Here is a 24,954-nt window from a genome sequence, read left to right on the forward strand (position 1 = left end):
TGGTATCCTTGCCCGTCGCGCTGGCGCGCCGGCGCAACATCAGGCTGCTGGCGCCAGCCGCGCCGGCGTCAGCAGCGCCGGCAACGCCTCCAGCGAGTCGAGCAGCGCGTCGGCGCCCAGCGCCGCGGGCCCGCCGGGCCCGGCGTAGCCATAGCGCACCAGGCAGACCGGGATGCCGGCCGCGCGCGCCGCCGCCACGTCCACCGCCGAATCCCCCACCAGCACGCCCTGCGCCGGATCGACGTCGAGCAGGTTGCAGGCGTGCCGCAGCGGTTCGGGGTCCGGTTTCATCTGCGCGATCGAGTCGCCCGCCACCAGCACTTCCAGGTATTGCGACAACCCGGTCAGCGCCAGCAGCGGCACCGCCAGCGCGCGCGGCTTGTTGGTGACGCAGGCAAGCCGGTAGCCCTGCCGCCTGAGCGCCTCCAGGCCTGCCTCCACGCCCGGGAACACCGATCCGAGGCGGCCGTTGGTCTCGGCATAGTGGCGGTGGAACATCGTCACGGCATCGGCAGCCTCAACCTGCGCCGCGAGCCCGGCGGTCTCGAGCACGCGCCGCACCAGGTTGGGCACCCCGCGGCCGATAAAGCCGGCCACGGTGTCGAACGGCAATGCCGGGCTGCCGAGGTCGGCCAGCATGCGGTTGGCGGCCTCGACAATGTCGGGCGCGCTGTCGACCAGCGTGCCGTCCAGGTCGATCAGCACCGCGGTGCAGGGCATGGATGTGGTAGCCATCACGCCTCCTCCAGCAGCACGCGCGCGGCCGCGGCGACATGCGTCGGGGTCAGGCCGAAGTGCTGGTACAGCGCCTCGGCCGGCGCAGATTCGCCGAAGCTGTCGATGCCCAGCGCCAGGCCCTGCTCGCCCACCACGCCGCGCCAGAACCAGGTGCCGCCCGCCTCCACGCTGACGCGCGGCAATCCCGGCGGCAGCACGGTGTCCCGGTACGCCACGTCCTGCGCGTAGAACAGCTCCACGCAGGGCATGGACACCACGCGTGCGGCGATGCCGGCATCGGCCAGGTCCAGTGCCGCGCGCATGGCGATTTCCACCTCGGAGCCGGTGGCGATCAGCACCACGCGCGGCGCCGGCACATCGCGCAGCACATAGCCGCCTCGCGCAATCTCCGCGCGCTGGGCCGCATTGCGCTCGAACGGCATCAGCGCCTGCCGCGACAGCACCAGGCAGCTCGGGCCATCCTCGCGCCGCAGCGCGGCCAGCCACGCATACGCGGTCTCGGCGCCGTCGCAGGGACGCCAGACCTGGTTGTTGGGGATCAGCCGCAGGCTGGCGGCGTGTTCCACCGGCTGGTGGGTGGGACCGTCCTCGCCCAGCCCGATCGAGTCATGGGTCAGCACGTGGACCACGCGCAGGCGCATCAGCGCCGCCATGCGGATGGCATTGCGCGAATAGTCCGAGAAGGTCATGAAGGTGCCGCCGTAGGGGATCAGCCCCCCATGCAGCGCAATGCCGTTCATGGCGGCGGCCATGCCGAACTCACGCACGCCATAGCTCACGTAGTTGCCATGCCCGGCATGGTTGACCCAGACCGATGCCTTGACATTGGTCAGGTTGGAGCCGGTCAGGTCGGCCGAGCCGCCCAGCAGCTCGGGCAAGGCGGGCGTGAGCGCCTCCAGGCACAGCTGCGATGCCTTGCGCGTGGCGATCTTGCCTTGCAGCGGCGACGGCGCGTCCAGCAACGCCAGCAGCTCGGCATCGAAGCCTTGCGGCAGGCGGCCCTTGACGCGGCGCACGAACTCCTCGGCCAGTTCGGGGTGCGCGGCGCAATAGCTGACGAAGCGCGCCTCCCATTCGGCCTCGCGCGCGGCGCCTTGCGCGCGTGCGTCCCAGGCGTCGGCGACATCCGCCGGCACCGTGAAGGGCTCGGCTTCCCAGCCCAGCGCGGTGCGCATGGCGGCGATCTCCGGCGCGCCCAGCGGGGCGCCATGCACATCGTGGCCGCCGGCCTTGGCGGGCGCGCCCTTGCCGATCACGGTGCGGCAGCAGATCAGCGTGGGCCGGTCGCGCTCGGCCTTGGCCTCGTGCAGCGCAGCGTCGATGGCCTGCACATCGTGCCCGTCGACGGCAATCACATGCCAGCCGTAGGCGGCAAAGCGCTTCGGGGTGTCGTCGGCAAACCAGCCGGCCACCTCGCCGTCGATGGAGATGCCGTTGTCGTCGTACAGGCAGATCAGCTTGCCCAGCCTGAGCGTTCCCGCCAGCGAGCAGGCCTCGTGGCTGAGGCCTTCCATCAGGCAGCCATCGCCAAGGAAGACGTAGGTGTGATGGTCGACGATGTCGAAGCCGGGCCGGTTGAAGGTGGCAGCCAGCAGCTTCTCCGCCAGCGCCATGCCGACGGCATTGGCCAGGCCCTGCCCCAGCGGCCCGGTGGTGGTTTCCACGCCCGGCGTCACGCCAAGCTCCGGATGGCCGGGCGTGGCCGCGTGCAGCTGGCGGAACTGGCGCAGCTGCGACATCGGCAGGTCATAGCCGGTCAGGTGCAGCAGTGCGTACTGCAGCATGGATGCATGGCCGTTGGACAGCACGAAGCGGTCACGGTCGGGCCAGGCCGGGTTGGCCGGGTTGTGGCGCAGGTGGCGCCGCCACAGCACTTCGGCCATCTCGGCCATGCCCATGGGAGCGCCGGGGTGGCCGGACTTGGCCTGCTCCACCGCGTCGGCGGCCAGGAAGCGCAGCGCATTGGCACAGCGCGCTGCGGAATCGATGCGTTCTGGGGCGTTCATTCAGAAGATCCTCGCGAGTCGGCGTTTCACGGTCGGGTCCTTACAGCGCGGCGCGCTTGCGGCGCTCCATCATGCGCAGCACGAAGGGCGTGAAGATCAGCTGCATGGCCAGTTCCATCTTGCCGCCGGGCACCACGATGGTGTTGGCGCGCGACATGAAGGAGTCGTGGATCATGCTAAGCAGGTACTGGAAGTCGATCCCCTTCGGATTGGCAAAGCGGATCACCACCATGCTTTCATCGGGCGCGGGGATTTCGCGCGAGATAAAGGGGTTGGACGTATCCACGCACGGCACGCGCTGGAAGTTCACATGCGTGCGCGAGAACTGCGGGCAGATGTAGTTCACGTAGTCCGGCATGCGGCGCAGGATGGTGTCGGTCACGGCCTCCGTCGAATAGCCGCGCTGCTTCTTGTCGCGCCAGAGCTTCTGGATCCATTCCAGGTTGATGACCGGCACCACGCCGATCAGCAGGTTGGGATACTGCGCGACATTGACCGTGTCGGTGACCACGCCGCCGTGCAGACCTTCATAGAACAGCAGGTCGGTATCGGCCGGCAGCGGCTCCCACTGGGTGAAGGTGCCGGGTTCCTGCCCAAACGGCGCCGCCTCCTCCGGGCTATGCAGGTAGTGCCGGTGCACGCCCGTGCCGGTTTCGGCATAGGAGCGGAACAGGTTCTCCAGCTCGCCGAACAGGTTGTTCTCCTCGCCGAAGTGGCTGAAGTTCATATTGCCGGTGCGCTCGGCCTCGGCCATCTTGACCTTCATCTCGGCGCGGTCGTAGCGGTGGAAGCTGTCGCCTTCGATCACCACTGACTTCACGCCCTCGCGGCGGAAAATGTTCTCGAAGGTACGGGTCACCGACGTGGTACCGGCGCCCGAGGAGCCGGTGATGGCGATAATGGGATAACGTTCTGACATGGCCAGGCACCTCAGGCAGACGCGCGGAACAGGCTGCGCTCGTTGAACAGGGGACTCGGAAGGTCGGGATCGGTCTGGTCGGTGTGGTAGCCCTCGATCCGTTCCACTTCATTGCGCGAGCCGAAGATCACGCCGATGCGCTGGTGCAGCGCGCCCGGCGCCACCGACATCAGCGTCTGGCGGCCCGTGCTGGCGCGCCCGCCGGCCTGCTCCATCAGGAAGGCGATCGGGTTGGCCTCATACAGCAGGCGCAGGCGGCCCGGCTTGGCGGGATCCTTGGAGTCGCGCGGGTACATGAAGACGCCGCCACGCATCAGAATGCGGTGCGCCTCGGCCACCATCGACGCGATCCAGCGCATATTGAAATCCTTGCCGCGCGGCCCGCTCTTGCCGGCCATGCACTCGGCGATATAGCGCTGCACCGGCGCTTCCCAGAAGCGGCTGTTCGACGCGTTGATGGCGAATTCCTGAGTATCGGCCGGCACCCGCAGGTTGGGGTGCGTCAGGAAAAATTCGCCCAGGTTGGGATCGAGCGTGAAGCCGTTGACGCCATTGCCGACGGTCAGCACCAGCATGGTGGTAGGACCGTAGAGCGCATAGCCGGCCGCCACCTGGGCGCTGCCGGCCTGCAGGAAATCCTGCTCGGTCACGGCACTTGCACCCTCCGGGGCGCGCAGCACCGAGAAGATGCTGCCCACCGAGACATTGACGTCGATGTTGGATGAGCCGTCGAGCGGATCGAACACCAGCAGGTACTTGCCACGCGGGTAATGTTCCGGGATCTGGTAAGGCGCCTCCATCTCCTCCGACGCCATGCCGGCCAGGTACCCGCCCCACTCGTTGACGCGCAGGAAGGTGGTATTGCTCAGCACGTCCAGCTTCTGCTGGATTTCGCCCTGCACGTTGACGGCCCCTGCTTCTCCAGCTTGATTGCTGGCCTTGCCGTGCAAGCCCCCCAGCGCGCCGAAGGCAACCGCGCGCGCAATTTCCTTGCAGGCCATGGCGACGTTGAGAATCAGGCCGTTGAAGCCGCCGCTGGCATCCGGATAGCGGCGGCGTTCCTCGATCAGGAACTGCGTCAGGGTCATCCTTTGGACTTCAGGCATGACAGGTCTCCTATAGATTGGCTATGTGTTCTTGTGTAGTGCCGGTGCGGGTGGCCGCTATGTGATCGTGGCCGCCTCGCGCAAGCGGCGCAGGATGCTCCAGTAGCCGCCGTCGGCATCGGGCGCGCCGAACACGGCGCTGCCGGCCACGAAGGTGTCGGCGCCCGCGCGGGCGATCCCGGCAATGTTGTCGGCCTTGACGCCGCCGTCGATCTCCAGCCAGACCGGCCGCCCGCCGGCGTCCACCTGCCGGTCGATGCGCGCGCGTGCCTGGCGCACCTTGTCCAGCACGCCCGGAATGAAGGCCTGGCCGCCGAAGCCCGGGTTCACGCTCATCAGCAGCACCAGGTCGAGCTTGTCCAGCGTATGGTCCAGCCAGCCCAGCGGCGTGGCCGGGTTGAGCACCAGGCCGGCCTTGCAGCCGTGGTCGCGAATCAGGCCGATGGTGCGATCGACATGGCGGCTCGCCTCCGGGTGGAAGCTGATGATGTTGGCGCCGGCCTTGGCAAACAGCGGGATCAGCGCGTCGACCGGTTCCACCATCAGGTGCACGTCGATGGGGATGGAAACCAGCGGCCGGATCGCCTCGCACACCAGCGGGCCGATGGTCAGGTTGGGCACATAGTGGTTGTCCATCACATCGAAGTGCACCAGGTCTGCACCGCCGGCCTCGATCGCACACACCTCTTCGCCCAGGCGCGCGAAATCGGCCGACAGGATGGAGGGCGCCAGGCGGATGGCACGCAGGCTGCCATGGCCGGTGTTGGTTTCAGTGGCATGCATGTCAGGTCGCCTCGATCAGGGTGCCGTGGTGCCAGGCGCGCAACGCGGCAAGGTCGGCCCAGCGGTGCGCCGCGCCGGGCACGTGCTGGGGCATGGGTTCGCCGGGGTCGCCAAGATGCGGCAGCACCAGCAGCGCGCCCTCGAAGGAGTCCTGCCCGCTGAACGCGGTGGGCGTGACCACAGTGGGGATACCGGCGGCCCGGGCAGCGCGCAGGCCGTTCTCCGAGTCCTCGATCGCCAGGCAGTCACCGCCTTGCAGGCCGAGCCGCTCCAGCACGGCCAGGTAGACATCGGGCGCCGGCTTCTTGATGGCCGTGGTGCCGGCGTCGCCGATGGCGGCAAAGCGACGGCGCCAGTCCGCGCCAAGCGGCGCCTGCAGCAGCGCGTCGAGGTTGGCCGGCGTGGTGGTGGTGGCTATCGCGAGCGGGAGCCCTGCCTTGCCGGCCTCGGCGATCAGGCGGGCGATGCCCGGGCGCAGCGGCAGGCCGCCCGCGCCCACGCGCTCGGCATAGTGGCGGGTCTTGATGGCGTGCACGGCGTCGATGGTTTCCTTCACCTTGCAGCCACGGGCCTCTTCCGGGTCGACCATGCGCCAGTAATGCATCAGGCGTTCCTTGCCGCCGGCCACCTTGAGCAGCCGCGTGTAGAGCGGCGCGTCCCAGTGCCAGTCCAGGCCGACCTCGGCGAAGGCGGCATTGAAGGCTTGCAGGTGCGCGCTCTCGGTATCGGCCAGCGTGCCGTCGACATCGAAAATCAGGGCTTGCATGGTTTACTCCTTGGCCGGGGCCTGTGCGTCCGGCCCAGCCTTCGAAAACACGCGGCTGGCCAGCAAGTCAGACGCCGTGATGGTGGTCAGGGTACGGTCGTCGACAACCGTGCCGGCATCGTCCAGCAGGCGCGAGGCATGGCGCAGCCGCGCGCGGTCCAGCGCATTGCGCACGCTGCGGGCATTGGCAAAATGCGGCTGCGCCATGCGCCGGGCCAGGTAGTCGGCAAACACGGCCCGGCTCTGGTCGTCGAAGCGGTATTGCATCTCGGCCAGCATCAGGTCGGCGATCTGGCGCAGCTCGTCGAGCTGGTAGTCAGGGAAATCGACATGGTGGGCAACGCGCGAGGACATGCCCGGGTTGGACTCGAAGAAGCGGTCCATGCGGTCCTTGTAGCCGGCCAGGATCACCACCAGGTCGTCGCGGTTGTTCTCCATCACCTGCAGCAGGATCTCGATGGCCTCCTGGCCGTAGTCGCGCTCGTTCTCCGGGCGGTAGAGGTAGTAGGCCTCGTCGATGAAGAGCACCCCGCCCATGGCCTTCTTCAGGATCTCCTTGGTCTTGGGTGCGGTGTGGCCGATGTACTGGCCGACCAGGTCGTCGCGGGTCACCGCCACCAGGTGGCCACGGCGCACGTAGCCCAGCTGGTGCAGGATCTGCGCCATGCGCATGGCCACGGTGGTCTTGCCGGTGCCGGGATTGCCGGTGAAGCACATATGCAGGCTGGGCGCACCGGCGCTGAAGCCGCGCGCGGCGCGCAGCTTGTCCACCAGCAGCAAGGCGGCGATATCGCGGATACGCGCTTTCACCGGCTTCAGTCCGATCAGCTCGCGGTCAAGCTGGGCCAGCAGCTCGGTGATGCCCGAGCTGGCCAGCGACTCGGCCAGCGATCCGGCCGGAGCGGCTGGCGGCTGCAGCGGTGCGGTCGTTTCAGGTGCGGACATGGCAGGCTCCGTGAGGATCATTCGAGCATCCGGCTCGAAGATTCGAGGCGCAGCTCCCCCCGGTGCGCGGCCTTGCGGCAGCGCAACCGTGGGATTGCACAGTCAGGAAAAGCGCCGGCGGCAGCGCCGCGCGGCGGTTCAGCCGGCGCCGCTCAGTAGCGGCTGCCCTCGGGGCGTGCCTGCACGGCGTAGCTCTCGATCGAGTAGCGCATGGTGCGGCCGGGCTCTTCCTGGCGCACCAGGCGGAAGCCGGGCTCGTCCGCAGGACGGTTGACGATGAACGACATCACCACCGACTCTACCGTATGCGTCGAATCGAAAGCCGTGACGCGGATGTAGTGGTTGGGGAAGGTGCTGCGCGCGTTGTTGATCTCCAGCAGGATGCCGGCGGCATCGCGCAGGTCGAACATCGGCAGGCCGAACATCTCCCAGTAGGTATTGCGCGGATGCGGGTCGTCGGTGTACTCGATGCCGACCGCCCAGCCCTGGTTCAGGCAGTATTCAAGCTGGCTGGTGATCTGCGCGTCGGTGAGGTCGGGCAGGAAAGAGAAAGTGCCTTGAGTAATACGCATGATGTCCTCTCGTTCTTTGGGTTCGCTCGTCGTGCTTTGGTGGCGTCTCGCCAAGGCTCAGGCCACCGACGCGGTGGGCGCGAAGTCCGAGGTGTCGGTCGGCGTGTAGTTGAAGCTGATGTCGCCCCAGGTATCGAGCGCAGCCCGCAGCGGTCCGCACCAGCGCGCGGCATCGCGCAGGATCTCCGGCCCTTCGTTGAGGATGTCGCGGCCTTCGTTGCGCGCCAGCACCATGGCTTCCAGCGCAACGCGGTTGGCGGTGGCGCCGGCCTGGATGCCCTGCGGGTGGCCGATGGTGCCGCCGCCGAACTGCAGCACCACATCGTCGCCAAAGAGGTGGATCAGCTGGTGCATCTGGCCGGCATGGATGCCGCCGGAGGCCACCGGCATCACCTTGCGCAGCGAAGCCCAGTCCTGGTCGAAGAACAGCCCGCGCGACAGGTCGGTGTGGGTGTAGGCATCACGGCAAACGTTGTAGTAGCCCTGCACGGTCAGCGGGTCGCCTTCCAGCTTGCCCACCGCGGTGCCGGTGTGCATGTGGTCGACGCCTGCCAGGCGCAGCCATTTGGCAATCACGCGGAACGACACGCCGTGGTTCTTCTGCCGGGTGTAGGTGCCATGGCCCGCCCGGTGCAGGTGCAGGATCACGTCGTTCTGCCGGCACCAGTTGCTCATGGACTGGATACAGGTCCAGCCGACGATCAGGTCGATCATGATGATGACCGAGCCCAGCGACTTGGCGAACTCGGCACGCCGGTACATCTCTTCCATGGTGCCGGCGGTCACGTTGAGATAGCTGCCTTTGACCTCGCCGGTGGCGGCCGAGGCCTTGTTGACCGCGTCCATCACGAACAGGAAGCGGTCGCGCCAGTGCATGAAGGGCTGCGAGTTGATGTTCTCGTCATCCTTCATGAAGTCCAGCCCGCCCTTCAGGCCCTCATACACCACGCGGCCGTAGTTGCGGCCCGACAGGCCCAGCTTGGGCTTGGTGGTGGCGCCCAGCAGCGGGCGGCCGAACTTGTCCAGGCGCTCGCGCTCGACGATGATGCCGGTGGACGGGCCGGCGAAGGTCTTCACATAGGCCACCGGGAAGCGCATGTCTTCCAGGCGCGCCGCCTTGATCGGCTTGAAGCTGAAGACGTTGCCGATGATCGACGCGGTCAGGTTGGCGATCGAGCCTTCCTCGAACAGCGACAGGTCATAGGCCACGTAGCAGAAGAACTGCTCGGGGTTGTTGGGCACCGGATCGACCCGGTAGGCCTTGGCGCGGTACATGTCGCAGGCGGTCAGGCGGTCGGTCCACACCACCGTCCAGGTGGCGGTGGAGGATTCGCCCGCCACCGCGGCAGCGGCCTCGACCGGATCCACGCCGTCCTGCGGCGTGATGCGGAACAGCGCCAGCAGGTCGGTATCCTTGGGCTCGTAGTCGCCGTCCCAGTACCCCATTTCCTTGTACTTCATGACGCCGGCGTCGTAGCGCTTGCGCGGCTTGGCTTGGACCGATTCAGGTGCGTTCATGCTTGTCTCCTTGCTTGGTTGAGCGTCGTGGGTACTGCGTTGATGCAAAGATATAAGCCCACCCACATAAGGTAAATTCAGATATTCTTAGTGCCTGTATAAGCAATCCCTTAAGTGCGGACCAAACTGCACATCACGGGGATCATCCAAAGCCGCCCCCACCGCCCATGTCCTTCCTGCGCGCCCTCACCCTTCGCCAGTTGCAGATCTTCGTCACCGTGGCCAGGCACGCCAGCTTCGTGCGCGCGGCCGAGGAACTGCACCTGACCCAGCCGGCGGTCTCGATGCAGGTCAAGCAGCTTGAATCCGTGGTCGGCATGGCGCTGTTCGAGCGGGTCAAGGGGCAGCTCACGCTGACCGAGCCCGGCGACCGCCTGCTGCACCATGCGTCCCGGATCCTCGGCGAGGTCAAGGACGCCGAGGAAGGCTTGCAGGCGGTCAAGGACGTCGAGCAGGGTTCGATCACGATCGGGCTGATCAGCACGTCGAAGTACTTCGCGCCCAAGCTGCTGGCCGGCTTTACCGCGCTGCACCCGGGCGTGGACTTGCGCATCGCCGAAGGCAACCGCGAGACGCTGCTGCGGCTATTGCAGGACAACGCCATCGACCTCGCACTGATGGGCCGCCCGCCGCGCGAACTGGATGCGGTGTCGGAACCCATCGCCGCGCACCCGCACGTGCTGGTGGCCTCGCCGCGGCACCCCCTGCACGACGCAAAGGGGTTCGACCTGCAGGAACTGCGTCACGAGACCTTCCTGCTGCGCGAACCGGGTTCCGGCACCCGTACCGTGGCCGAGTACATGTTCCGGGACCACCTGTTCACGCCGGCCAAGGTGATCACCCTGGGCAGCAACGAGACCATCAAGCAGGCCGTGATGGCCGGCATGGGCATCAGCCTGTTGTCGCTGCACACGCTATCGCTGGAGTTGCGCACCGGCGAGATCGCGCTGCTGGACGTGACCGGCACGCCGATCGAGCGCATCTGGCATGTCGCGCATATGTCCAGCAAGCGTTTGTCACCGGCCAGCGAGAGCTGCCGCGCCTATCTGCTGGAGCACACGGCGGAGTTCTTGGGGAAGGAGTATGGCGGGCTGATGCCGGGGCGGCGCGTGGCCTGAGGTTCTCCGGTCCCGCCCGGAACCCGCTGGGCAGCGGCAGCTGGTGAAGGCCTTCCGATGACAAAGGCTAGAGAATTGCGATTCCTCTGATCGCCATGAACGTTCGCGATGGGAACACTAGAGGCATCACCGAAACAACGGTGATCGGGCGTAGCAACCTGAAGCTCGCTAACGGTGGCCGCATCATGCGGCCAAATTCACGCGTTCAGGAGCTCGCAATGAAAAAACGAACCACATCGAAACATGAAAGCGTGCTGGCCGCCAATCCAGCAGACTGCCTCGAATCGCTCGAGCACATCAGCGCCAGCCTTAGTTGCGTCCTGTCTCTGCTGGAAGTGGAAAGCGAGCGTTCCGAGGCATGCCACGGCATTCATTGCCTGGTGGTCATGATCAAGCTGCGGCTTGATCAGACTGCTGCGGAGCATTTCCCTTCGGACTGAGGCGAATGTCCGGCGCGGCCGCTACGAGGGCAGTCTTGATGGCGGTTGGCCATACTGGAGAATGAAGGATAACCGCAGCTTCGGCTGCGGTTATTCACTTTGGACGCCTGACACAACGTTGGGCTGGCTGGGCCGTCGCTTGTCGGCCATCTGCGGTCATAGACCCATGCATTCGCACGGACATTCGAACGTCGGCTGCGGGCTTTCTCGCTTTCGCGGTGTGTAGCCGTCTCGTGACGCCATCACGCCCGGCCTCGCCCGCGAGCGGGATGGCCGACAACTAGCTTTCTCAGTGGCCGGTGCTATCTTTTAGTATCGGCGCCTCGGCCAGCCACGGCGTCGGTTTGCCCACCCGCCGTGATCGACGGGCCGTTGAGCGACGACGTTAGGCGGCACGAGCGCCTGGGCCGGCAAGCGACGACCGGCTGCCGGACGCGGCCGGGCGTCCGGATGCCGACCGTGAACCAGCAATGGAGACGATGATGGACAAAGACGATCACCCGAAGCCGTTCTACAGATCCCTCTACTTCCAGGTCATCACCGCCATTGTCATCGGCGTCATCCTCGGCCATTTCTGGCCGCATGCCGGCGAGGCGATGAAGCCGTTGGGTGATGGCTTCATCAAGCTGATCAAGATGATCATCGCGCCGATCATCTTCTGCACGGTCGTGGTGGGCATCGCCGGCATGGAGGACATGAAGAAGGTTGGCAAGACCGGCGGGCTGGCGCTGCTGTACTTTGAGGTCGTGAGCAGCATTGCGCTGTTGGTTGGCCTGTTGATCATCAACATCGTCAAGCCCGGCGCCGGCATGAACGTCGACGTATCCACCCTCGACACGAAGGGCATCGCCGCCTATACCGAGCCCGGCAAGATGCAAGGCACGGTCGATTTCCTGCTGCACGTGATCCCGAACACGGTGGTGGATGCCTTTGCCAAGGGTGAGATCCTCCAGGTGCTGCTGTTCGCGGTGATGTTCGGTTTCGCGCTGCACAGGTTCGGCGGCCGCGGCACGTTGGTGTTCGACTTTATCGAGAAGTTCTCGCACGTGCTGTTCACCATCGTCGGCTACATCATGAAGGTCGCGCCGATTGGCGCCTTCGGCGCCATGGCCTTCACCATCGGCAAGTACGGCGTGAGCTCGCTGCTGCAGCTTGGCCAGCTGATGGCGACCTTCTACGCCACCTGCCTGCTTTTCATCTTCGTCGTGCTGGGCACCATCGCGCGGCTGCATGGCTTCTCGATCTGGAAGTTCATCAAGTACATCAAGGAGGAACTGCTGATCGTGCTGGGCACGTCGTCGTCGGAATCCGTGTTGCCGCGGATGATGGCCAAGCTGGAGAACCTGGGCGCCCGCAAGTCCGTCGTCGGACTGGTGATCCCGACTGGCTACTCCTTCAATCTGGATGGCACCTCCATCTACCTGACCATGGCGGCGGTGTTCATCGCCCAGGCGACCAACACCGACATGACCCTGATGCAGCAACTCACCCTGCTCGCCGTGCTGCTACTGACCTCCAAGGGCGCTGCCGGTGTCACCGGGAGTGGCTTCATCGTGCTGGCGGCCACGCTTTCGGCGGTGGGGCATGTTCCTGTGGCGGGGCTGGCCCTGATCCTCGGCATTGACCGCTTCATGTCGGAGGCTCGCGCCCTGACCAACCTGATCGGCAACGGCGTGGCCACAGTGGTGGTGGCAAAATGGACCGGCGACCTCGATGTCGAGCGGATGCACCGCAGGCTTGATGACGAGTCGGACATTGAGGCCGACGAGCCGGAAGTGGTGCTCGACCAGGTCGCGACCCATATGCCGGCCGCCGACACCACGGTAACCCAGTGAGCGGCACCGCGCAAGCACACATCACCACCGCGGGCTGTGGCAACTATGGCTCCCGGGCACTACAGAAGGCTTCGACCGCGGCAGGCGCACCGGCTTACGTTGCGCCATGAAGCCCGACCTTCCCTGATGGACAGACCGAGGCGTGGCCGGTCGTCAACCAGATCGAACGCCTCTACAATCACCAGCGCAGGCACGATTTCGAAATGGCTGCTTGAGTCGATTCAGCCTCACGAACTGCTGTTCCGCCTGGCCGAGGAGGCGGGCGTGGTACTGCTGCCTGGCAAGGGATTCGGTACGCGCCACCCGTCGGGGCGGGTCTCGCTGGCCAACCTCAATGAAGAAGACTATGTGAAGATTGGTCGCTGCGTGCGCAACGAGTATCTCGAACCTGTCGCTGGAGCTGCGCACCGGCGAGATCGCGCTGCTGGACGTAACCGGCACGCCGATCGAGCGCATCTGGAATGTCGCGCATATGTCCAGCAAGCGTTTGCCACCGGCCAGCGAGAGCTGCCGCGCCTATCTGCTGGAGCACACGGCGGAGTTCTTGGGGAAGGAGTATGGCGGGCTGATGCCGGGCGGCGGGTGGCCTGAGGTTCTCCCGTCCCGTGGCGCTGACTGCCTTCTGGCTTTCCACAATGCGGGAATAGAGTGGTCAACTCAACGGCGTCGCGTCAAATGCTCCGGGAAAAATGCGAAGCCTTTGGACCACATTCGACCGATAGTCCAGAAACCAGCCTGTCGTTGGGTCGGACCTTCAGGGGCGTCGCTTGTCACCTAAAATATTGTCAAGGTGTTACGTAACCCGGTCACGCCGCCAACGTGAACTTTTGGAGACCGCTAGAACCACGTCTCAATAACTGACTGGTGGTCTATGGTGCTATCACTTCGCTATTTGGGATTCTTGGGAATCTGCGCTTTGTTCACTGCTTGCGGACAGATTCCGTCCAAGCATTCTGCGTGCAGAGCTGATTCCTGTCGCCCTCGGCACGAGCACGAGATGTTGCAATCCGGCGAGGCGTCATGGTATTCGGCAACGCTCCAGGGGCATCTGACCGCAAACGGAGAACGCTACGATGGCGGCGCCTTGACTGCCGCCCATCGAACGTTACCGCTCGGCAGCTATGTGCGCGTCAGATCGTTGGCTACCGGAAAGTCGGTTGTCGTTCGCATCAACGATCGCGGACCATACGTCAAAGGCCGGATTATCGATCTCTCTTACGCTGCGGCGGCGGCCTTGGGTTTGCCAGACGCGCGGTCGATGCACGTGCAGATTGAACGTTGATCGATTGCGGCTGCGGTTTTGACCGTTCTGCGCCACCGCGGATTTACGCACCTTGTGCCACTTAGCGTCTTTGTCGCCGTGATCGCGACCGCGGAGATTTCCTCTTGATAGGGCGGCACGGAAAGAACCTCCAAACAGCGGACCTTCGCGGCGGGACGCCACGACACCAGGCAATGTTATGTGGTGAAGGGCGTAAGGCCGCCCGCCTAGCCCGCGACTGTTTCATCGGCAATGGCCGAACTCCGTCCCCCAAGCGCATCGACGAGCGACCGTTGTACCTTGAAAGCCGCCATAGATGTCACGCTGGGTCGACAGGCCGCAATGGGTCGGTCGGAGAAGGCCGCAGCCTAGCTGTAGGCGGCCGGCCGAGTCCGGCCACAAAGGGACCTTCGCAAATGCTCCCTAAATGTCCGCAGTCTGCCCGCCCCACCCCTTCGCAGCAGGGGGCATACGCGTTACATCGCCGCAGCGAAGATTGCCATGACTTGCGCCAGCGTGGCCTTGCGCGGATTCGTCAGCATGCAAGCATCCTTTTGCGCATTGCTTGCCATCACTTCATGGTCGTCCGCCTTGACGCCCAGGCCCGCCAGACCCGCCGGAATGCCAATCGACGTGGAAAGGGTCCGGATCGCCGAGACGGCAGCTTTGGCGGCGTCATGCGCGCTCAAGCCCCCAATGTTCTCGCCTAGCAGTTCGGCGATTCTCGCGTAGCGCTCCGGCGCGGCAATGAGGTTGAATTCCGACACGTGCGGCAGCAGGATCGCGTTGCACACGCCGTGGGGCAAATTGTAGAAGCCGCCGAGTTGATGGGCCATCGCGTGCACGTAACCGAGTGATGCGTTGTTGAAGGCCATGCCGGCAAGGTATTGGGCGTAGCACATGGCCGCGCGTGCTTCCATCGAGTCCCCGTTCGCGACAGCTTTGGGCAGCCATTCGGCGATCAGCACGATCGCCTTCTCCGCACAGGCATCGGTAATTGGCGTGGCGGCGGTGGAAACGTATGCCTCGATGGCGTGAGTCAACGCGTCCATGCCGGTCGCCGCCGTCAAGGCGGGCGGCATCGCGACCATCAGGCTCGGATCGTCGATGGCGATTAATGGCGTGCAACGCCAGTCGACGATTGCCATCTTCACATGATTGCTCGAATTAGTGATGATGCAAAAGCGTGTCATTTCCGCAGCAGTGCCAGCGGTCGTGTTGATCGAAATCAGCGGCGTCATTGGCACCGTTGATTTGTCGATGCCTTCGTAGTCGCGGATATGTCCGCCTCCGGCGGTAACGAGGCCGATGCCTTTCGCGCAGTCGTGCGATGAGCCGCCGCCGAGCGAAACGATGAAGTCGCATTCTTCCCGCTCGAACAACTTGACGCCGTCGTGAACGTTAACGTCGGTGGGATTGGGCTCGGCACCCGGAAAGATGACGGCCTGGAGCCCGGCTTCGCGAATGTGCCCCGCGACGACTTCGGAGAGCCCCATCTTGTGCAAGCCTGCATCCGTGACGATGAGAGCCTTCCTGGCCCCGAGTGATCTGGCGCGAGCGCCCGTTTCGCGCGCGCAGCCCGGACCGAAGAGGGTCACGCAGGGAATGAAGAAGCTGTCGACGCGATTAGCGATGTTCAGGTGGGTCATGTCGTCTCCAAGGTTGTAATGAATATGAGGTCTCCTGTCCTCGCAAGCCTTGACGCACGAACCGTACCTGTGTCTGGCGAGGTCTTTTTCAGACGCTGTCCATCAGATGCACCTCGTGGAGTGTTGTAATTTGAATCGATGTGTTCAGTTTTGGAGCGACTGGGTGTATCCGACAACGGCTGGATCGGCCGAACTTCAGTCGTTCTCAGAGCAGTGTGCGAATGACCGTGAGGGGTCGGGAAGAGACAACTGGCTTGCGACTGGCAGAGGCCAGGCGCTCGGCCCTCGATTCAGGTCACCGACAGCAATTCCGCATCAAGAAGATCGGTCCCGAATTGTCAATCGCACAGAGCCGATTGCCCTCTGGCCCCTTCCCGAAGACGTACGTCGCACGTCTGCTCGATGCGACGGCAACACCCGCTGCATCGAGCGAGTTGAGCACCGCGTCTCCAGTGCCGCAGAAGCTTGGGATTAACGGACTCACGATAAAAGGCCGCTTCTCGAGCGATATACGTCTGGTGTGGCGCCCATTTGTCGGCAGAATGCACGTTGAAAGGCGTCGACTGACTGAAAGCCGCTTTCCCGTGCGATCTTCTCCTGCGGCCAGTAATCGTCGCGATCTGCTCCGGCGCGCTGGTCGTCGCCAAGGCCGGCTTGCTCGATGGTCGCCGGTTCGCGGGACACTGGTATGTCAGGAACAAGCTACGGGAACGGCATCCCAGCGCCACCCATGTTCCCAATCGCCGCTACATTGCCGACCGCGGCGTCGTGTCGACCACGGGCGTAACCGCGTCGGTGCCCGTCAGCGTGGCAATCGTCGAAGCGATTGCCGGGCCAGCTCGTGCGGCTGCGGTGGCGCAATCGCTCGGCTTACGCACATGGGGGACCACGCATGACAGTGCCCCATTCCGGATCGACGCCAGTCGAGTCCTGGCGCTGGTCGTCAATAGCGTCGCATTCTGGCGGCGCGAGACCATCGCCATTCCGGTAAGCGATGGCGTCGATGACATCCAGCTCGCGCTGACGGCGGATGCCTGGTCTCGCACCTACCGATCACATGCCCTGGCCGAAGCGAGCCGCGCAGTGAAGATCCGCAGCGGCCTGACCCTGGTGCCGACATCCCCTTTGTCCGGCAATGGCACATACCGGGTTGCAACTGCATGAGACGCTTGCCGATAATGGCAGGCGCTATGGCGTCGCCACGCGCGAACTGGTCAAACTGGAGCTGGAGTACGGCACCCAAGATGGGTTCTGATTCCTCTCGCGCGCTCACTGCCGTGCTATCCGACGCGTCCCAAAGCCCCCTGAGGGCATAACCTGACCGCGCCGAACCGGATTTTCCCCTATTGCTGCCGCGCCTATCTGCCGGAGCACACGGCGGAGTTTTTGGGGAGGGAATATGGCGGGCTGATGCCGGGGCGGCGCGTGGCTTGAGGTCCAGGAGGGTTGGCCGGGATTCGAAAATGCTTTGCCACATTCCGGTCGGAACCCTCCAGGCGGCGGCGAGGCCGCTCGCGCGCCGCCAGTGCCCGATCGGAGGTGGTCACACCTCAGTGCGACATGAAGACTGGCAAGCCTGACTGGCGCAGCAGGGCGCGGGTGGTGCCACCCAGCACAAGCTCTCTCAGCCGGGAGCGGCCATAGCCGCCGGCGACCAGCAGGTCGGCCTGAACCTTGGCCGCAAGTTGTGGCAGCACGTGGTCGGGATCGCCCTCCCCGACCAGCAGACTGGCGCGGATGCCATGGCTGAGCAGCCATGCTGTCAGCCGATCCGCGCTGTCTCGATAGGCCGCTTTCTCACCGGCAGTGCTGTGCTTGCCAGCGCTGACCACCAGGACGGTAACGGCGCTGGCATGCACAAGCCACGGCAATGCGTCCGCGACCGCCCGCGCGGCCTCCCGGCCGCCGTTCCATGCGATGGCAACATGGCCACCAATTCTCGGGACGGATGCGCCCGGCACCAGCAGGATGGGCCGGCCTGCATTGAGCATCGCATACTCAGCGGCCCCGGCCAGCAAAGCCGGCACTTCGGCCTGCGCCGAGGGCGATGCGGGCAGGATGAGGTCGGCGAAGCGGCCCTCGTCGGCAAGCGCCCAGCCGGACTCGGCGTCGACAACGATGTGCCGGGTGGGAATGGCCGGTGACACTTGCCTGGTCAGCGTGTCGAGTGCGTTTTTGTGAGCGGCAGCCAGTTTGTGCAAATGGCTCGCGGCAAGCACAGCGTATTGCCCGGCTTCTTCGCCCGCCCCACGAAACGGCTCCAGGTGTGTTCCTGTTGCCGTCAGGCCGACCACGCTGCCGCCGGACCTTGCGGCAAGCCGTGCCGCCGTTTCAATGCGCGCGGACCGTGCAGCATCTTCGCTGAGGTCGACAAGGATGGTTCTGAAGTCCATGAGGTGGTTCCACTCTTTGGTTTAAGTTCGCATCATCGTGAAAACAGCACCGGTGCCGTCATCGAGTCAAGCAGCGTATGCGTGACACCGCCCAGCACCAGTTCCCGCATCCGACCGTGTCCGTAGGCACCCATCACGATCAGGTCGGCATCGAAATCCGCCGCGCGCGAAAGGATGAGTTCGCCGATGGTCAGGTCAGCCCCACCGGGACCGTGTTCGATTTCCACGGCGACGCCGTGGCGTTCCAGCACGCGTGCGGCGTGGCCGACCGGGGTGGCGTCGGCTCTTGCCTCCTTGGCCGCAGTCTGTGCGCAAAGAATGCGCGCCTGCGCGCCGGCCATCAGCGGCACGGCGTCGTGAAGCGCCCGCGCCGCCTCGCGGCTGCCATTCCACGCCACGATAACGCGCGTACCCAGCGTTGGAAACGTGCCCGTGCACGGCACCACGAGCGTCGGTCGGCCGGTCTCCAGCAGCAGCGATTCCAGCAGTTGTCGGGCCACCGGACCTTCGGTATTGCCGGGGTCGTACTGGCCGGCAACGACCAGGCCGGCCTCGCGGGCCTCGCGCAGCACTGATGCCACGGCCCCCAGCTCCGCAGCGCGCCACTCCGCGCGCACTGGCATGGCCTGGGTTGCAGCCAGAAACTGCCCCCGGACGTCTTCCCTGACCTGCTTGCGCCGGGCCAGGTCGTCCGCAACATATTGCTGCGCGCCGTCCATGAGGTAGAACCAGGCAGGATCGGGAATGAAACCGGCGTACATGCCGATCAGCCGGCACTCGCTGGCCGCCGCAACGCGCCCCGCCACTTCAAGCCGCTGCCGTGCCTGCGGATTGCTGTCCAGATGAACCAGGATGCTGTCGTAAGCCATGATCGCCCTCTCGCTCGACTACAGACCAGTCTAGGCAGCAAGGCCGACCGGCGCTTGACCCGGATCAACGGGCCTGCCCTGCGGCGAAATCGCTCACGCATCGCCCTGATGTGCGGTGGAGGCTACTGCGGGCAAACGTATGCGGAGCCGGCAAGCCGTCCGGCCATCACTTCTGTTTGCGGTCAATTACTCGCCGCGCCTGCCTCTTCGGGTTGACATATATCAAGCGCGTATCGAGGCCGGCGCCTACGCTGAATGCAGCGAATCGCAACATTGAGCACACCCTTGCCCCTCAGGAGACCCATCATGTACCAGCGCATCCTGCTCGCTGTCGACGGCAGCCGTTCTTCCGACCTTGCACTGAGCCAGGCCATCATCATCGCCAAGGCAACCGGGGCCGAGGTCAAGGCGTTGTTCGTGGTAGACGACAGCGATGTGTTCTTCGAGGCTAGTTACTTCAACCCCAAGGAACTGATCGACAACATCACCGCGCACGGCCGCAAGGCGCTGGATGCCGCCTCGGCCAGGCTCAGCGAAGCAGGCGTGCGCAACTCGGTGAAACTGGATGAAAAGCCGGTTGCGCCCGGCCGGATCTCGCTGACCATTGTCACCGAGGCCGATGCGTGGAATGCCGACCTGATCGTGCTTGGCACCCACGGCCGCCGCGGCGTCCGGCGCCTGCTGATGGGCAGCGTGTCGGAAGGCGTGCTTGCCAAGACCAGCAAGCCCGTGCTCCTGGTCCGCAGCGAAGTCGAAGGTTAGGCGCGTCACGGCGCCACGGGCGGCGTAGGAGTGCCAGGCCATGCCTCACCAAACCATGCGTGCGATGGTCTTCGAGGGCGCGGGCCTGCCGCTGCGCCTTCACAACTTGCCGGTTCCCGACCCGGGGCCTGGCGAAGTTCGCATTGCCGTGGGGGCTTGCGGGGTGTGCCGGACCGACCTGCATATCGCCGACGGCGACCTGCGCCATCCCAAGCCGGTGCTCATCCCAGGGCATGAAATCGTCGGACAGGTGGATTCGTGCGGCGCCGGTGTCACCGCCTTCAAGCCGGGCGACCGCGTGGGTGTGCCCTGGCTCGGACATACCTGTGGCCGTTGTCGCTACTGCCTGCGTCATCACGAGAATCTTTGCGACGCGCCGCTGTTCACTGGCTATACCCGCGATGGCGGCTATGCGGAGTACGTTATTGCCGACAGCGGCTATTGCTTCCAGATTCCGCCTGGCTACGATGACGAACACGCCGCACCACTACTCTGCGCCGGCCTGATCGGCTACCGGACGCTGCGCATGGCGGGCGCAGCCAGCCATGCACACCGCATCGGCATCTACGGCTTCGGCGCCGCCGCCCACCTGGTGACGCAGATCGCGGTGGCGCAAGGCCGCGAAGTCTACGCCTTCACCCGCGCGGGCGACGCAGGCGCGCAGCAACTCGCATACCAGTCCGGCGCGTGCTGGGCCGGCTCGAGCGACCTCCAGTCGCCCGTGCCGCTGGACGCCGCGCTGATTTTCGCCCCGGTGGGCGCGCTGGTTCCCAAGGCGCTGCGCGCTGTGGACAAGGGTGGCATCGTGGTCTGTGGCGGAATTCATATGAGCGATATCCCAAGCATGCCTTACCAGCTGCTTTGGGAAGAAAGGCGCCTGTGTTCCGTAGCCAACCTCACGCGTGCCGACGGCATCGCGCTGATGGATATCGCCGCCCGGACTCCGCTGCATACGCACACCACCGCGTATCCGTTGGAGCAGGCCAACGAAGCGCTGGCCGACCTGCGCGAGGGCCGGCTTACCGGCGCCGCCGTCCTGAAACTCCGTCAATAGATTCCGATCGATGAGCCGTTACCAGACACGTTTTCAGGCGCGTGAGCATGCGGGCTCGGAACTGGCCTGGGCGTTGCGCGCGTATCGGGGAACCGGTGCCCTGGTCCTGGCGATTCCGCGCGGCGGCGTGCCGGTCGGGCGCGTTGTGGCCGACGCACTGGGCGCTGACTTCGACCTGGTGATGGCGCGCAGGATCGCTCCTGGCGTAGCACTGGACGACTCTGGCGCGACATGGTGCACGGACGCAATGAACGCAAATGGCGGCGCCAGCAGCCAGCGTGATGCCCAGTTCGACCAGCTTCGCAGGCAGCGCGCCGTGTATACGCCGGTTCGCAAGCTGGCGGATCCGGGCGGTCGCGTGGTGATCGTCGTGGATGACGGCCTGGTGAGCGGCGCAACGATGTATGCGGCCCTCGCAAGCCTGCGCAAGCGGCACCCTGCCCGGCTCATATGCGCGCTCCCGATCGCCACCGCAGCCGGCCTGGACCGGGTCCGCGCGTTGGCCGACGAAGTCATCTGCCTGGATACACCGGACCGCATCGAAAACCTCGCGCACTTCTATCATGAGTTCCAGCTGGTCAGCGACGACCGCGTCCGGCAGTTGACTGGTATACCGCCAGCGCAACCCCAGACCCGCGCCCGGCCAAGTGCGGTGGCGGGCGTGCCGTCGTTGAGCAAGGCGATGCTGATTCCGTATCAGACGACTCGGCTCCGGGCCATGCTCGAATCGGCGCCGAACCCGATCGGCGTCGCGGTGATGGTGCATGCCGGTGGCGCGCAACGCCGCGCAGCCCGCAGCCATTACCTGGCACGCAAGCTACGCGCGAAAGGATTCGCCACCTTGCTCGTAGACCTGCAGCCTGACAGCCGCGTCGACGACGCACCGGAATCGGACGTCGATGAGTTGGTGGCAAGACTGGACCAGACCTTGAGCTTCCTGCGTACTGGGACGCCCTGCGCAAGCTTGCCTGTGGGCCTGCTCAGTACCGGCACCGCAGCGGCGGCAGCCCTGCGCTCGGCCGCCTGCAGCGCGACGCAACTCAGCGCTGTAGCCTGTGTTGCGGGGCGGCTGGATCTCGCGGGAAGCGCAACCCTGCAGCAGCTCGAAATCCCTGCCTTGCTGATATGTGCCAGCGGCAATCCGAAAGACATTCAGATCAACAATCTTGCATTCGAACAGATGCATTGTCCGCGGCAACTGAGGCTCATCCCGACCAGCGGCCGCGGATTTGAAGACCCCAGGGCCCTGGAAGACATCGCGGCACTCACGATAGGCTGGTTCGAGCGGCACCTTGCGGCCCCATCTCCTCTCGGCCTGGGTTACGGCGGATGACAATACCTGGCGGGTTACGCTCCGCAGCAGTCTTATCAAGCTGCAGCTTGCATTTCCCCTCGGACTGAGCCGGATGTCTGGCGCGGCCGCTACGAGCGGTAGTCTTGGTGGCGGTTCGTCATACTGGAGAATGAGGAATAACCGCAGCTTCGGCTGCGGTTATTCACTTTGGACGCCTGACACAACGTTGGGCTGGCTGGACCGTCGCTTGCCGGCTGGGGATTCAACCGGTCGACATCGAGGGGTAGATGGTCGACGATTCAAGACACTACCAGCACCGCTGCCCGTCAATGCCGATCGAGTGTCCTGGCTTGCGCGGAGGCAGCGAATACGCTTCGGCGGACATCAGGTCGGCAGGGTAGAGTTGGAGGAACGACCGCGTTTCATCCGCCCTCGCGCCGGACAGGCCAATTCACGTCAAGCCACCTTCTGAAGCTCGACGCCATACAAGGGTTGCAGGTGCCTACTTGCCGCCGACGCCGACCTTGCCGCGCCCGACCTTTCGATGCGGCACACAGGGGCGCAGCCTCTTCCTGGAGCCAGCCGTCAACGTGACGTGCTCCGCAGGGTAGCGGGTCGTCCTGTGCGGCGCGGCCTGATAGGCGGCATGGCCTGGATTGATGCGCTTGATAGCTGACATGACTGACACCTCCTCGTCTTGTTAGCGGCACTTAGCCCGGATTACCGCCCTGCGGTGGAGACGTAGCAGCGCCCTGCTCGAGGAATCGACGCCCGCCTCGCAGCTCACGGCCGGCTTGCCGCAGCGGAAGCGATGAGACCGCATGGCTTAGCGACTGATAGCTCTGGTGCAGCATCGATTGGATGATTGCCCAGTCCGCGTCCGTCATGTCGCCCGCTTCTGCGCGAGCATCGCGAAGCAGCATCGCTTGCGCGCGCAGCCGCCCGTGTTCGCGCGTGGCATTCGCGGGCACCATATACAGCGAGGCCGCCGCTTCCGCGCAAGTGTTGGTCAACGCATCGGGCCCATAACGATCATGCTCCCGATGCACGATCCACCATTCCAGTTCCAGCCTGGTGGTTCGGGCGATGTCGAAGTTGCGGTCCCCCGTGTAGTGGATCAGGGTGAAATAGGACTGCAGCGCAGGCATCGCCTTTTCGTAGTCGCTGCGCTGCTTCCCCTCTTTGAAGGTGAAGGCGGCGGAGGCGCCATAATAGGCGCCGACGTACGACCTCAGCCACGGAAACCGATACTGCGTGCGCAGGGTCTGCGCCAGTTCAAGGAAGAGCGAGACGGGTCGGCGATCGTAGTACGAGCGCCACATCCTCGTTTCCAGCGTGCCGGTCGCGATCGGATCGAAGCGGCTCAGGTCGCGGTGCCATGGCCAGAAGAGATCGGCTGCGGCATAGCCGATTAGTAACAAAAGCGCGACCAGGATCGTCCGTCTCGAACGTCCTGGCCGGGCAGCAGTCGGATAGCGCCTCAGGCCGCGAAGGGGGGCGTGCCGGGTTGTGTGCATGTCGAATCGCGTTGCTACGCAACAAGCGCCTGGTCTATTTCTTGGCTACCCGCCCGAGGACGGCGGCCAGCTCGGCATCTTCCAGGACCGGCATGATCTCCAGCTCCATCAGATCGCTCCACTGATAGGCGAACTCGGTGAGCTTGGCCGCATCGTCGGTTTCGAGCAGATCGAAGCCCGACCCGAGATCGGCGCTGGTCCACCTGCCCAGCAACTGGATGCCCTCCGGCGGTAGCCCGCCGGTTCGCAGAAAGCGATCGATCGCTTCGGCGCGCTGCTCCTTATCCGGAGCCCAATGGAAGGTCATCATGAATTTCATGGCGGCATCTCCTGATGGTGGTGTCTCACCTCCTCCTACTTCTATATACGTTCCGGCGCGCCATGCGGATGCGATCGAGCGCGCGCGTCTCCGCGCGTGGCGAAATGGGGGAGTTTGTGACCTGTCGGGATGCCCGGAACGGACGCCGCCCGACGCCTGTCACCCGACGCGGACGGCTGGCTGCGCTAGCAGGTGAGGTGCAGGATCGCGTTGGCGCCTTTGGGGTTCGACGCGAGCGTCTTGATGGCGTCGGCTGTCGGCTGGATGACCAGATCGACATGGCGCCGTTTTGCCTCGCGCTTCACCTCGTCCATCACCGGCAACGCGCCGGTTCCGGTGCCGACCACGAGTTTGCTGCAGTTCCAGGGGATGTCTTCCTGGATCGACAGCGGCGTGTGGCCGAAAGCTTCGCGGAATGGCTTGGAGGGGCCCTTCCTGCGTTTGTGGACCTTGCCGTGGTCGATGACTACGTCGTGGTTGTATGTGACGCCGTCGATACTGATGGTGCCGAAGGAGAATGATTCAAACCGCATTTAGAGCTCCTCTGCGATTTGGGTGCGCGTTTGCTGTGCGCGGTGGCTGGCCTTTGCGTGCGCCCGCTGTGGTCGTCAGACGGGCTGGCGAGGTGGTGCGGTCATCCGGCACGTTGCGCGGGGTGCTGCAGGCTGGCCTTCAGTTCCTCGCGTTCGGTGAAGGTCGGGTTGGCCTGCCAGCCGACTAGTTCGTCGTGCCAGCTCTCCCACACGTTCTCGTCGAACTCGAAGTCCTCATCCAGCCGCCCGCCGTCGCGCAAATAAGCGCCGATCACCTGCGTGCCATCCCAGTAGGCAACGGCCACGTCGGAGAAATCGGCAGTGGTTCCGATCGGCATGTCGCGGAGCAACATTGCCAGGTTTGCCTTGAACGCTCGGAATTCTTGGGAGGTCATGGCGGGCTCCGGTGCGGAGGCGGAAGATGATGGAAGGTTGCACCTGATCTTTCGGCGCGTCAATTTGGAGCGTTGACCGGCACACTTTGGGCCGCCGTGAAAGTCGACAAGAGCCGACCGGCCCACAACTGGCGGAGGTCGCTTGCCGGCCAGTTTGAGCCA

Annotated in this window: 25 protein-coding genes and 1 pseudogene; 9 read left to right on the plus strand and 17 right to left on the minus strand. The window is 65.0% G+C overall.

Annotation, left to right across the window (positions count from 1 at the left end):
* Positions 1-39: 39 nt before the first annotated feature.
* The 9 genes from gph to CNE_RS24675 all read right to left on the minus strand — a co-directional run bounded on the left by gph (position 40) and on the right by CNE_RS24675 (position 9,353).
* Positions 40-735 carry a phosphoglycolate phosphatase gene (gph, locus tag CNE_RS24635; protein ID WP_013953003.1) on the minus strand — a complete coding sequence of 232 codons (696 nt, stop codon included), beginning with the start codon at positions 733-735 and terminating at the stop codon, positions 40-42.
* Positions 735-2,744, minus strand: a complete 2,010-nt coding sequence (tkt, locus tag CNE_RS24640) for a transketolase (RefSeq protein ID WP_013953004.1) — start codon at positions 2,742-2,744, stop codon at positions 735-737. The genes gph and tkt overlap by 1 nt, the downstream gene beginning before the upstream one ends.
* Positions 2,745-2,784: 40 nt before the next feature.
* The gene (locus CNE_RS24645; protein WP_013953005.1) at positions 2,785-3,663 is read right to left on the minus strand and encodes a phosphoribulokinase; all 879 of its coding nucleotides are present in this window, start codon (positions 3,661-3,663) and stop codon (positions 2,785-2,787) included.
* 11 nt (positions 3,664-3,674) lie between these two features.
* Positions 3,675-4,769: a class 1 fructose-bisphosphatase gene (locus CNE_RS24650; protein ID WP_013953006.1), complete on the minus strand. Its 1,095-nt coding sequence runs from the start codon at positions 4,767-4,769 to the stop codon at positions 3,675-3,677.
* Positions 4,770-4,826: 57 nt separating this feature from the next.
* Entirely contained in the window at positions 4,827-5,552 is a 726-nt protein-coding gene (gene rpe / locus CNE_RS24655) for a ribulose-phosphate 3-epimerase (protein WP_013953007.1), read from the minus strand.
* A 1-nt stretch (position 5,553) separates the two neighbouring features.
* Positions 5,554-6,318 (minus strand): HAD family hydrolase, encoded by a 765-nt coding sequence (locus CNE_RS24660; RefSeq protein ID WP_013953008.1) that lies wholly within the window; start codon positions 6,316-6,318, stop codon positions 5,554-5,556.
* A gap of 3 nt (positions 6,319-6,321) precedes the next feature.
* The gene (cbbX, locus tag CNE_RS24665; RefSeq protein WP_013953009.1) at positions 6,322-7,263 is read right to left on the minus strand and encodes a CbbX protein; all 942 of its coding nucleotides are present in this window, start codon (positions 7,261-7,263) and stop codon (positions 6,322-6,324) included.
* A 152-nt stretch (positions 7,264-7,415) separates the two neighbouring features.
* Positions 7,416-7,835: a ribulose bisphosphate carboxylase small subunit gene (locus CNE_RS24670; protein ID WP_010809290.1), complete on the minus strand. Its 420-nt coding sequence runs from the start codon at positions 7,833-7,835 to the stop codon at positions 7,416-7,418.
* A 57-nt stretch (positions 7,836-7,892) separates the two neighbouring features.
* Entirely contained in the window at positions 7,893-9,353 is a 1,461-nt protein-coding gene (locus CNE_RS24675; protein ID WP_013953010.1) for a form I ribulose bisphosphate carboxylase large subunit, read from the minus strand.
* A gap of 167 nt (positions 9,354-9,520) precedes the next feature.
* Between CNE_RS24675 and CNE_RS24680 the strand changes: the two genes are divergently transcribed.
* The 5 genes and pseudogenes from CNE_RS24680 to CNE_RS39435 all read left to right on the plus strand — a co-directional run bounded on the left by CNE_RS24680 (position 9,521) and on the right by CNE_RS39435 (position 14,028).
* Complete coding sequence (locus CNE_RS24680; protein ID WP_013953011.1) at positions 9,521-10,471, plus strand: LysR family transcriptional regulator; 951 nt, start codon at positions 9,521-9,523, stop codon at positions 10,469-10,471.
* Between the two features lie 218 nt (positions 10,472-10,689).
* Complete coding sequence (locus CNE_RS24685) at positions 10,690-10,911, plus strand: DUF1484 family protein (RefSeq protein WP_041228636.1); 222 nt, start codon at positions 10,690-10,692, stop codon at positions 10,909-10,911.
* Between the two features lie 482 nt (positions 10,912-11,393).
* On the plus strand, positions 11,394-12,746 hold the full coding sequence (locus CNE_RS24690; protein ID WP_013953013.1) for a dicarboxylate/amino acid:cation symporter: 1,353 nt from the start codon (positions 11,394-11,396) through the stop codon (positions 12,744-12,746).
* A 201-nt stretch (positions 12,747-12,947) separates the two neighbouring features.
* Positions 12,948-13,130: pseudogene (locus tag CNE_RS42225) on the plus strand (bifunctional aspartate transaminase/aspartate 4-decarboxylase); the annotation flags it as partial.
* Between the two features lie 613 nt (positions 13,131-13,743).
* A complete protein-coding gene (locus tag CNE_RS39435) occupies positions 13,744-14,028 on the plus strand; it encodes a septal ring lytic transglycosylase RlpA family protein (RefSeq protein WP_080569590.1) in 285 nt (94 codons plus the stop codon).
* A gap of 455 nt (positions 14,029-14,483) precedes the next feature.
* Here CNE_RS39435 and mdh read toward each other — a convergent pair whose 3' ends face one another.
* On the minus strand, positions 14,484-15,656 hold the full coding sequence (mdh, locus tag CNE_RS24700) for an iron-dependent methanol dehydrogenase (RefSeq protein ID WP_013953014.1): 1,173 nt from the start codon (positions 15,654-15,656) through the stop codon (positions 14,484-14,486).
* A gap of 654 nt (positions 15,657-16,310) precedes the next feature.
* Between mdh and CNE_RS39440 the strand changes: the two genes are divergently transcribed.
* Positions 16,311-16,820, plus strand: coding sequence for a ThiJ/PfpI domain-containing protein (locus CNE_RS39440; protein ID WP_013953015.1), 510 nt, complete (start codon positions 16,311-16,313; stop codon positions 16,818-16,820).
* Positions 16,821-17,206: 386 nt separating this feature from the next.
* Here the strand turns inward: CNE_RS39440 and CNE_RS24705 are convergent, their stop codons facing one another.
* A complete protein-coding gene (locus CNE_RS24705) occupies positions 17,207-18,049 on the minus strand; it encodes a universal stress protein (protein WP_013953017.1) in 843 nt (280 codons plus the stop codon).
* A gap of 32 nt (positions 18,050-18,081) precedes the next feature.
* On the minus strand, positions 18,082-18,918 hold the full coding sequence (locus CNE_RS24710) for a universal stress protein (protein WP_013953018.1): 837 nt from the start codon (positions 18,916-18,918) through the stop codon (positions 18,082-18,084).
* A gap of 306 nt (positions 18,919-19,224) precedes the next feature.
* Here CNE_RS24710 and CNE_RS24715 point away from each other — a divergent pair, with 306 nt between their 5' ends.
* The 3 genes from CNE_RS24715 to CNE_RS24725 are packed head-to-tail and all read left to right on the plus strand — an operon-like array spanning position 19,225 to position 22,067.
* Positions 19,225-19,680: a universal stress protein gene (locus tag CNE_RS24715; RefSeq protein WP_013953019.1), complete on the plus strand. Its 456-nt coding sequence runs from the start codon at positions 19,225-19,227 to the stop codon at positions 19,678-19,680.
* 40 nt (positions 19,681-19,720) lie between these two features.
* A complete protein-coding gene (locus CNE_RS24720; RefSeq protein WP_013953020.1) occupies positions 19,721-20,734 on the plus strand; it encodes a zinc-dependent alcohol dehydrogenase family protein in 1,014 nt (337 codons plus the stop codon).
* 10 nt (positions 20,735-20,744) lie between these two features.
* The gene (locus CNE_RS24725) at positions 20,745-22,067 is read left to right on the plus strand and encodes a phosphoribosyltransferase family protein (RefSeq protein ID WP_013953021.1); all 1,323 of its coding nucleotides are present in this window, start codon (positions 20,745-20,747) and stop codon (positions 22,065-22,067) included.
* Between the two features lie 463 nt (positions 22,068-22,530).
* Here the strand turns inward: CNE_RS24725 and CNE_RS41750 are convergent, their stop codons facing one another.
* From CNE_RS41750 to CNE_RS24745, 5 genes are all read right to left on the minus strand, one after another.
* Positions 22,531-22,707 carry a hypothetical protein gene (locus tag CNE_RS41750; protein ID WP_013953022.1) on the minus strand — a complete coding sequence of 59 codons (177 nt, stop codon included), beginning with the start codon at positions 22,705-22,707 and terminating at the stop codon, positions 22,531-22,533.
* 31 nt (positions 22,708-22,738) lie between these two features.
* Positions 22,739-23,545, minus strand: a complete 807-nt coding sequence (locus CNE_RS24730) for a hypothetical protein (protein WP_013953023.1) — start codon at positions 23,543-23,545, stop codon at positions 22,739-22,741.
* 34 nt (positions 23,546-23,579) lie between these two features.
* On the minus strand, positions 23,580-23,864 hold the full coding sequence (locus CNE_RS24735) for a DUF3303 domain-containing protein (protein WP_013953024.1): 285 nt from the start codon (positions 23,862-23,864) through the stop codon (positions 23,580-23,582).
* Positions 23,865-24,049: 185 nt separating this feature from the next.
* On the minus strand, positions 24,050-24,397 hold the full coding sequence (locus CNE_RS24740; RefSeq protein ID WP_013953025.1) for an MTH938/NDUFAF3 family protein: 348 nt from the start codon (positions 24,395-24,397) through the stop codon (positions 24,050-24,052).
* A 101-nt stretch (positions 24,398-24,498) separates the two neighbouring features.
* Entirely contained in the window at positions 24,499-24,792 is a 294-nt protein-coding gene (locus CNE_RS24745; protein WP_013953026.1) for a hypothetical protein, read from the minus strand.
* Between the last annotated feature and the right edge of the window lie 162 nt (positions 24,793-24,954).

The organism is Cupriavidus necator N-1, assembly GCF_000219215.1.
Taxonomy (GTDB): Bacteria; Pseudomonadota; Gammaproteobacteria; order Burkholderiales; family Burkholderiaceae; genus Cupriavidus; species Cupriavidus necator.

Excerpts from the sequence above, each read along its gene's own strand:
- gph (WP_013953003.1), bottom strand. The coding sequence starts at position 735 with ATGGCTACCACATCCATGCCCTGCACCGCGGTGCTGATCGACCTGGAC.
- tkt (WP_013953004.1), bottom strand. The coding sequence starts at position 2,744 with ATGAACGCCCCAGAACGCATCGATTCCGCAGCGCGCTGTGCCAATGCG.
- CNE_RS24645 (WP_013953005.1), bottom strand. The coding sequence starts at position 3,663 with ATGTCAGAACGTTATCCCATTATCGCCATCACCGGCTCCTCGGGCGCC.
- CNE_RS24650 (WP_013953006.1), bottom strand. The coding sequence starts at position 4,769 with ATGCCTGAAGTCCAAAGGATGACCCTGACGCAGTTCCTGATCGAGGAA.
- rpe (WP_013953007.1), bottom strand. The coding sequence starts at position 5,552 with ATGCATGCCACTGAAACCAACACCGGCCATGGCAGCCTGCGTGCCATC.
- CNE_RS24660 (WP_013953008.1), bottom strand. The coding sequence starts at position 6,318 with ATGCAAGCCCTGATTTTCGATGTCGACGGCACGCTGGCCGATACCGAG.
- cbbX (WP_013953009.1), bottom strand. The coding sequence starts at position 7,263 with ATGTCCGCACCTGAAACGACCGCACCGCTGCAGCCGCCAGCCGCTCCG.
- CNE_RS24670 (WP_010809290.1), bottom strand. The coding sequence starts at position 7,835 with ATGCGTATTACTCAAGGCACTTTCTCTTTCCTGCCCGACCTCACCGAC.
- CNE_RS24675 (WP_013953010.1), bottom strand. The coding sequence starts at position 9,353 with ATGAACGCACCTGAATCGGTCCAAGCCAAGCCGCGCAAGCGCTACGAC.
- CNE_RS24680 (WP_013953011.1), top strand. The coding sequence starts at position 9,521 with ATGTCCTTCCTGCGCGCCCTCACCCTTCGCCAGTTGCAGATCTTCGTC.
- CNE_RS24685 (WP_041228636.1), top strand. The coding sequence starts at position 10,690 with ATGAAAAAACGAACCACATCGAAACATGAAAGCGTGCTGGCCGCCAAT.
- CNE_RS24690 (WP_013953013.1), top strand. The coding sequence starts at position 11,394 with ATGGACAAAGACGATCACCCGAAGCCGTTCTACAGATCCCTCTACTTC.
- CNE_RS39435 (WP_080569590.1), top strand. The coding sequence starts at position 13,744 with ATGTTGCAATCCGGCGAGGCGTCATGGTATTCGGCAACGCTCCAGGGG.
- mdh (WP_013953014.1), bottom strand. The coding sequence starts at position 15,656 with ATGACCCACCTGAACATCGCTAATCGCGTCGACAGCTTCTTCATTCCC.
- CNE_RS24705 (WP_013953017.1), bottom strand. The coding sequence starts at position 18,049 with ATGGACTTCAGAACCATCCTTGTCGACCTCAGCGAAGATGCTGCACGG.
- CNE_RS24710 (WP_013953018.1), bottom strand. The coding sequence starts at position 18,918 with ATGGCTTACGACAGCATCCTGGTTCATCTGGACAGCAATCCGCAGGCA.
- CNE_RS24715 (WP_013953019.1), top strand. The coding sequence starts at position 19,225 with ATGTACCAGCGCATCCTGCTCGCTGTCGACGGCAGCCGTTCTTCCGAC.
- CNE_RS24720 (WP_013953020.1), top strand. The coding sequence starts at position 19,721 with ATGCCTCACCAAACCATGCGTGCGATGGTCTTCGAGGGCGCGGGCCTG.
- CNE_RS24725 (WP_013953021.1), top strand. The coding sequence starts at position 20,745 with ATGAGCCGTTACCAGACACGTTTTCAGGCGCGTGAGCATGCGGGCTCG.
- CNE_RS41750 (WP_013953022.1), bottom strand. The coding sequence starts at position 22,707 with ATGTCAGCTATCAAGCGCATCAATCCAGGCCATGCCGCCTATCAGGCC.
- CNE_RS24730 (WP_013953023.1), bottom strand. The coding sequence starts at position 23,545 with ATGCACACAACCCGGCACGCCCCCCTTCGCGGCCTGAGGCGCTATCCG.
- CNE_RS24735 (WP_013953024.1), bottom strand. The coding sequence starts at position 23,864 with ATGAAATTCATGATGACCTTCCATTGGGCTCCGGATAAGGAGCAGCGC.
- CNE_RS24740 (WP_013953025.1), bottom strand. The coding sequence starts at position 24,397 with ATGCGGTTTGAATCATTCTCCTTCGGCACCATCAGTATCGACGGCGTC.
- CNE_RS24745 (WP_013953026.1), bottom strand. The coding sequence starts at position 24,792 with ATGACCTCCCAAGAATTCCGAGCGTTCAAGGCAAACCTGGCAATGTTG.